The following is a 6,365-nucleotide window of genomic DNA, read 5'->3' as shown; positions in this document are numbered from 1 at the left end:
TATCAATCCGTTTGGATTGGCAACAACGACCTCGGCGCGCGGCCCGGCGACTTCAACGTACCCTCGAATCGCGGAGGGTGAAGGGCTCATCACCTGATTGACGATCACACGCGCGGAGCCGCCCGGCGCGAGGTTGGCGTTGCCGTTGATCCATCCGGCCTGCTGCGTCTGCGTGATGGCGGGCGAGTTATTGAGGATCGCGCCTTGTCGCTGAACGTCGAATTGCGAGTAATGATTGACCGACACCCCCGCGCCCGAGGGCTTGGCGATGTTCACCTGTGCGAGGCCGTTCTGCGTCTGCACGACTTGCGCGCCAGAGCCCGGGACCGCGACAATCTGCGCCCACGTCGGTTCAGTCCCGGCAAGCGTGCCGATGCACAGCTTCGCTGCACCGACAAGCGGATGCCAGACGCGTTTCAACCTTGACTTGTAAAGACGCTTGTTCATGCTCTCTTCGGGAACGAGGCGGCTTGATCGTCCCGCGAGGCGTCGCGAAGGCAAGCAACTCAGGAAAGATTGTCAGCGCTCGCCCAGCGCCGCGTAAGGAGAAAGGTCCGAAAAGCGAGCATGTCCCGAGTCCCGCCGATCCAGCACCCGGCCCAATCGCCGCTCCGCGACAAGGGCCTTCATTGCCCCATCCCCATGCTTTCTGTATCGTGGCCTGAACCGTGCTGCGCAGAACCCGCAGCCGCTACAGGAATCCCACGACATGACCCCCAGCAGCGACACCATCACCACCGACGTATTGATCATTGGCGCCGGCCCTGTGGGCCTGTTTGCCGCCTTCGAGGCCGGGGTGATCGGCCTGACATGCCAGATCGTCGATACGCTCGGGCGCATCGGCGGGCAATGCATCGAGCTGTATCCCGACAAGCCGATCTACGACATCCCCGCCATCCCGTCCTGCACCGCGCGCGAACTCGTGGATCGCCTGCTCGAGCAGATCCGCCCGTTCGACGTGCCCATCCATCTCGACCAGCGCGTGCAGTCCGTCACTCAGCGCGAGACCGATCATCGCTGGACCGTGACGACCGAAAATGGCATGCGCTTCGACTGCGCCGCGATCCTGATCGCCGCGGGCAACGGCGCCTTCGTCCCGCAGCGCCTCCAGGTGCCCGAAGCGGCGGCGCTCGAAGGCACGGACGTGTATTACAGCGTGTCGCGCGCGGCAGACTTTGCGGACAAGAACGTCGTGATTGCCGGCGGCGGAGATTCGGCTCTCGACTGGGCGCTCGCATTGAAGGACATTGCCCGGTCGCTGACGCTGGTGCATCGGCGCAACGGCTTCTCGGCGGCGGCGAATTCGGTTGCGGCGATGAAGCGCGCCGTCGAAGCGGGCGAGATGACGTTCGTGGTCGGCATGATCGACTCGCTCGATGCTCCGGCAGGCCGGCTCGAACACGTGCGCGTGAAGCAGATCGAAGGCGCGACCGAACTCGCGGCGGACAAGCTCGTGGCGCTGTATGGCCTCGTCTCGGAGCTGGGTCCTATCGCGACCTGGAATCTCGACGTGCGCGGCGGCCGCATCGAAGTGGATACGTCGAACTATGAATCGTCGCGGCCGGGCATCTTCGCGGTGGGCGATATCGCCAACTATCCGAACAAGCAGAAGCTCATTTTGTCGGGCTTCCACGAGGCCTCGCTTGCGTTGCGCAAGGCTTATTCATACGCCTATCCCGACAAGAAGCGCATGCACGTGCATTCGAGCTACGACGCGAAACTCGCGGAACGCGTGAGCGCCGCGCACGCGGCCGATCATTCCTGAGCGACGCATGGCAGGCCGGATCATCGGCTGGCTGCTGCTGGCGGTGCTCGCCGGCGCGCTGGCGTTCGGCTATGGCGTGTATTCGCGGCGCATCGCGCTGCCTGAACGCTACGATCCGTTCGCGCCGCTCGACGTGCGCGCGCCGCCCGACACGTTCACGCAGTTCAAACTGTGGCGCGCGATGCACGACCCGCAGCGTTGCGACGCGGCGCTCGCGCGCTCGGGGCTGGCCTATCGCCACATGGCGAACGCAACGGGCCAGGGCGGCTGTCCGCTGAAAGACGTGGTGCGTGTCACGCAGACAGAAGACGTGCGCTTCAGTGCGCCGTTTCTCGCCACGTGTCCGCTCGCGCTCGGCCTCGCGTATTTCGAGCATCAGTATCTGCAACCCGCCGCGCGCGAAACCTTCGGCGAAGGCGTGACGCGTATCGAGCACGTAGGCAGCTATGCGTGCCGCAACGTCAATCATCAGCAGGACACGGCGCTGAGCCAGCATGCGAGCGCGAACGCCATCGACCTGACCGGCTTCGTGCTCGACGACGGCCGCCGCATCACGCTCGCCCGCTGGGACGATCCCGCGTCACCCGACGCACTCTTTCTGCGCCGGGTCCACGCGGGCGCGTGCCGTTCCTTCAACACAACGCTCGGCCCTGATTACAACGCGCTGCACAAGACCCACTTCCACGTGGACATGGGGCCGTACAACGTCTGTCGATGAGCCTCCCGCTCAACCGTGCGCGTGTGCCGGGTTGCGGCAGCTCGCGTGATCGTGCGGATGGTCGTTCCAGGCGGAGCCGAGAATGATGCTGCAGAAATTCAGGCGCCGGTAGTTCGGGTCCTTGAGCGCGAGCACGTCGGCCTTGACGTTGCCGAAGGTCGATTCCGGCTTGTTGATCGTGCCTTGCGTGAAGGCATCGATGATGCCTTCCTTGAAGTTCGCTTCGCGCGGATGGGCCGCCACCACGAGACGCCGCTGATCGTCGGTGAACTGGTCGTAGGCGAGTCCGAGCACGTCCATTTCGACGCCCGCCGTGACCAGCGCCACCACCGGCTTCTTGTGTTGCGGAATGCCCGGCGTGGTGTGCAGCGCGATCGCGTCCCACACCTGCTCGATATCGCTCTCGCCAATGCCATGCTGATGCAGGAACGTGCGCGCCGCGTTCGCGCCATCGACTTCGAAGCGGTCATGCGGGCTGCTGTAGGCCGGCGTGAGGCCCATGTCGTGGAACATCGCGCCGATGTAGAGCAACTCCGCGTCGTACTTGAGCTGCTTGCGTTCGCCGGTCAATGCGCCGAACAGGAACACGCGGCGCGAGTGGTGATAGAGCAGGTCGGGCTCGGTGTCGCGCACGAGTTGCGTGGCTTCGCGTGCGAGGCGGCTATCGGGGATCCTGATGCCTGCGATGATTTCGTTCATGACGGAGACTCCGTGAAAGTTGATGCGGCGGCGTATTCGAAACAGGCGAAACGTGAGGAACATGAAGCCTTGGATTGCTAGAATCGCAGCAGTCGCCGCCGGGCTGGATCAGTGCGTTGCGACAGTGATCAGTCTCGGCAAAACGCGCGTCCGTCTCAATCGAAACGATGCGCCGAAGCCTGCCAAGCGCACGCCGTCTTCTGCCACACGCCTCAGCCACACGCGTCTCACGGACTCTTACCCGATGCATACCGTTGCGATAGCCATCTTCCCGGGCGTGCAGGCGCTCGATGTAGCCGGTCCGCTCGATGTCTTCGCCGAAGCGAACGGCTTCGTGCCCGCCACCGAGGGCTACGCGATCACGCTGGTCGGTCCGGAGGAGGGCGTCGTGCGGGCATCGAACGGTACGCGTCTGCTGGCCGATGTCGCCTTCGACGCCCCTGGCCAGCGCTATGGCACGGCGCTCGTCGCGGGCGGACCCGCATTGCCGACGCAGCCGCCGATTCCCGCGCTGACCCACTGGCTGACCGATGTCGCCGCGCGCTGCGAACGCTATGGCTCCATCTGCACCGGCGCGTTCGCGCTGGGCCATGCGGGCCTGCTCGACGAACGCGACGTCACCACGCACTGGCAGGACGCACGCCGGCTCGCGGATGCGTTTCCGCGTGCGCGGGTGGAGCTGGACCGCATCTACATGCGCGATGGCCGTCTCGTCACGTCGGCGGGCGTGACGGCGGGCATCGACGTGGCGCTCGCGCTGGTCGCCGAAGATCACGGTCCGCAGGTGGCGCTCGCGGTGGCCAAACGCCTCGTGGTGTTCGCGCAGCGGCGCGGCGGGCAGTCGCAATTCAGCCCGTATCTCAGCGCACCCGCCGACGACACATCACCCGTCGCAAAGGTGCAGGCGTATGTGATGGAGCACATCGGCGCGCGGCTTTCGGTGGCGCAGCTTGCGGGCGTGGCCGGCATGAGCGAGCGCAACTTTGCGCGCGCCTTCGTGCAGCTCGCGCAGATGACGCCGCATGAGTTCGTCGAGCGTGCGCGTGTCGATGCCGTGCGCAACGCGCTCGAAAGCAGCGACACGCCGCTCAAGACGGTCGCGTATGAATGCGGCTTCGGCACGGCGGATCGCATGCGGCTCGTGTTTGCGCGGCGGCTGGGTGTGTCGCCGAACGATTATCGGGCGAGCTTTCGGGCGCGCTTCGCGAAATGATCCGCGCGGCGCGCCGACGCGTCACGAAGGGTTCGCTAGAATTCAGATGATCGCGGCGCATGTAAAAAGGCGGGCACAGGACGTGCATCGCATGCCGCGCCATCCACTCTCGACATATCGGAACAGCGAATGACGAAACACGAAACCGCCATGCAGGAACCCTACGAACGCCGCGCGTTGCTGCTGCATCTGGGCGACGTACTGGAGGCAGTGTTCTGCGTAAGCCAATGCGCCGACGAATATGCAAGCATCGGCGACGCGCTGAAAAGCAATGACGCGCTGCTGGGCTTCACGCTGCTCGGCTTCATCGATCCCGACATGGCGCCGCGCGAATTCATCCGCCGCGCGTCCGGCGCCTTCTTCGTCTGGCCGAAGGCATTGCTGGATGAGACGCTCAACCGGCCGATGCTTGCGAACACGGTGAAGCACGATCTCTTCGCCGGCCGCAAGGAAGGCTGGAATGCCTATGTGCAGGAGCGTCGCAAGGAGGTGTCATGGTTCGGCGAGAATCTGCCGGATGAGGCACGCAGCGCGGCGCCGGCGCATGAGGCCGCAACGCCGGAGCTGTCGCGCTATGCCACCTGGCCCTGGCCTAACGAGTCCTGACGCGGCAGTACGCCACAGTCCTATTGCTTCTTGCCCATGGTGCTGGAGCCGGCATCGAAGCCGAGTCCGTTGGGCCGTTTCGCCGCTTCCGCCTTGCCCGCCGATTCCTTGCCAGGCCGCGTCTTCAATGCGTCGCTGGCGTTTGCGGCTGCAGCGGCGGGCGGCGTCGTGTTGTGCTCCTGGTAAGCGGGCGTGCTGTCGTACTGAAGCTTGTTCGGTTGCTGTGCGTTCGCGACCATCGCCAAGGTGCCGCCCAGCAGAATCCCCGCCATGCGTCCGAGTGCGTTGAGTGTGGGTTTCATCTGCGCCTCCCTTTGTTCTGCACTTTCCTCGATTTCAGCAAGACGCGGACCCGCTCGCGCAACACTGCCCGCACTGATTGCTTGTCGATGCGCAAGCATTGCGCGCGCAAGCCTCGGGACGTGCTGCCGGCTTGATGGTGATCAAGGGCGCAGGCTCCAACCCTCGGGAAAATCCTCATTTTCAACGCGGGAAAGCGAAAATGAGAAAGGCACCAGGGGTGGTTGCAGGCGTGATTGCACTGTCATGCGTCACGCTGTTTTCGATGCCGGCATGCGCGGGCGATGACACGCCGGCAAGCGTGCCAAGCGGCGGACTTCATGCGGGCGACCTGCTCGTGCGGCTGCGCGCGATCAGCATTCAGCCGGACGTGAAGGCGGGCGGCGCGCTGGGCACGCTCGACGCAGGCGTGAACAACGCGATCGTTCCCGAACTCGACTTCACCTACATGATTCGCGACCAGATCGGCGTGGAACTGATCCTGGCGACGTCGCGGCATCAGGTGACGTCGAATGTGGGCGGGCTGGGCGGCGTCGGCGTGCTGCCGCCCACCTTGCTTCTGCAATACCACTTCAATCACGCGGGGCGCGTGCGTCCGTATGTGGGCGCGGGCGTGAACTACACGCTCTTCTACAACGACAAGCTGAAGGCCGGCGCGACGACCGTATCGATCAATCACAGCAGCTTCGGTCCGGCTTTGCAGGTGGGCGTCGACGTGCAGGTCGCCAAGAATCTCTTCGTCAATGCGGACCTGAAGAAGATCTGGATGCGCACGAGCGCGTCGGCGGATGGCGCGGACCTTGGGTCGCTGAAGATCGATCCGTGGGTGCTCGGCGTGGGCATCGGCATGAAGTTCTGAGCCTGGCGTTTTCCGGCACCTCGCGCCTTGTCTGAAAAATGGCGGAAGAAGCCGGTGCTTCTGGCGTGGACGGTTTTGCTCGCGCGGTATCCTTGACAGCAGGCCCGGCGCAGACGCGCGCCGTCCGGATGCCGGTGCGTGCGTGCACGCCTGGACCGGCCGGCGGCAAGCCGTCTGCAACGACTAATAACACCGCATCGGGGAA

8 protein-coding genes are annotated in these 6,365 nt (G+C 64.8%); 5 read left to right on the top strand and 3 right to left on the bottom strand.

What is annotated here, in order from left to right; translation table 11 throughout:
- Positions 1 to 447 (bottom strand): filamentous hemagglutinin N-terminal domain-containing protein (locus QCE62_RS30865; protein ID WP_309926427.1); only part of this gene is annotated, 447 nt, incomplete at its 3' end.
- A gap of 262 nt (positions 448 to 709) precedes the next feature.
- Between QCE62_RS30865 and QCE62_RS30860 the strand changes: the two genes are divergently transcribed.
- Both QCE62_RS30860 and QCE62_RS30855 read left to right on the top strand, forming a co-directional pair.
- The gene (locus QCE62_RS30860) at positions 710 to 1,765 is read left to right on the top strand and encodes an NAD(P)/FAD-dependent oxidoreductase (protein WP_309926425.1); all 1,056 of its coding nucleotides are present in this window, start codon (positions 710 to 712) and stop codon (positions 1,763 to 1,765) included.
- Positions 1,766 to 1,772: 7 nt separating this feature from the next.
- The gene (locus tag QCE62_RS30855; RefSeq protein WP_309926423.1) at positions 1,773 to 2,483 is read left to right on the top strand and encodes an extensin family protein; all 711 of its coding nucleotides are present in this window, start codon (positions 1,773 to 1,775) and stop codon (positions 2,481 to 2,483) included.
- Positions 2,484 to 2,492: 9 nt separating this feature from the next.
- Here the strand turns inward: QCE62_RS30855 and QCE62_RS30850 are convergent, their stop codons facing one another.
- Positions 2,493 to 3,182, bottom strand: a complete 690-nt coding sequence (locus tag QCE62_RS30850; protein WP_309926422.1) for an HD domain-containing protein — start codon at positions 3,180 to 3,182, stop codon at positions 2,493 to 2,495.
- Positions 3,183 to 3,426: 244 nt separating this feature from the next.
- Here QCE62_RS30850 and QCE62_RS30845 point away from each other — a divergent pair, with 244 nt between their 5' ends.
- Positions 3,427 to 4,395 (top strand): DJ-1/PfpI family protein, encoded by a 969-nt coding sequence (locus QCE62_RS30845; protein WP_309926421.1) that lies wholly within the window; start codon positions 3,427 to 3,429, stop codon positions 4,393 to 4,395.
- Positions 4,396 to 4,524: 129 nt separating this feature from the next.
- Entirely contained in the window at positions 4,525 to 5,001 is a 477-nt protein-coding gene (locus tag QCE62_RS30840; protein WP_309926419.1) for a hypothetical protein, read from the top strand.
- Between the two features lie 20 nt (positions 5,002 to 5,021).
- Here QCE62_RS30840 and QCE62_RS30835 read toward each other — a convergent pair whose 3' ends face one another.
- Complete coding sequence (locus tag QCE62_RS30835) at positions 5,022 to 5,303, bottom strand: hypothetical protein (RefSeq protein ID WP_309926417.1); 282 nt, start codon at positions 5,301 to 5,303, stop codon at positions 5,022 to 5,024.
- Between the two features lie 200 nt (positions 5,304 to 5,503).
- On the opposite strand from QCE62_RS30835, the gene QCE62_RS30830 reads away from it, so the two are divergent.
- Positions 5,504 to 6,160: an OmpW/AlkL family protein gene (locus QCE62_RS30830; protein WP_409017941.1), complete on the top strand. Its 657-nt coding sequence runs from the start codon at positions 5,504 to 5,506 to the stop codon at positions 6,158 to 6,160.
- Positions 6,161 to 6,365 lie beyond the last annotated feature (205 nt).

The organism is Caballeronia sp. LZ033 (genome assembly GCF_031451265.1).
GTDB lineage: Bacteria > Pseudomonadota > Gammaproteobacteria > Burkholderiales > Burkholderiaceae > Caballeronia.
Note: the sequence above shows the minus strand (reverse complement) of the source record. Positions and strands in the feature narration are given on the sequence as shown.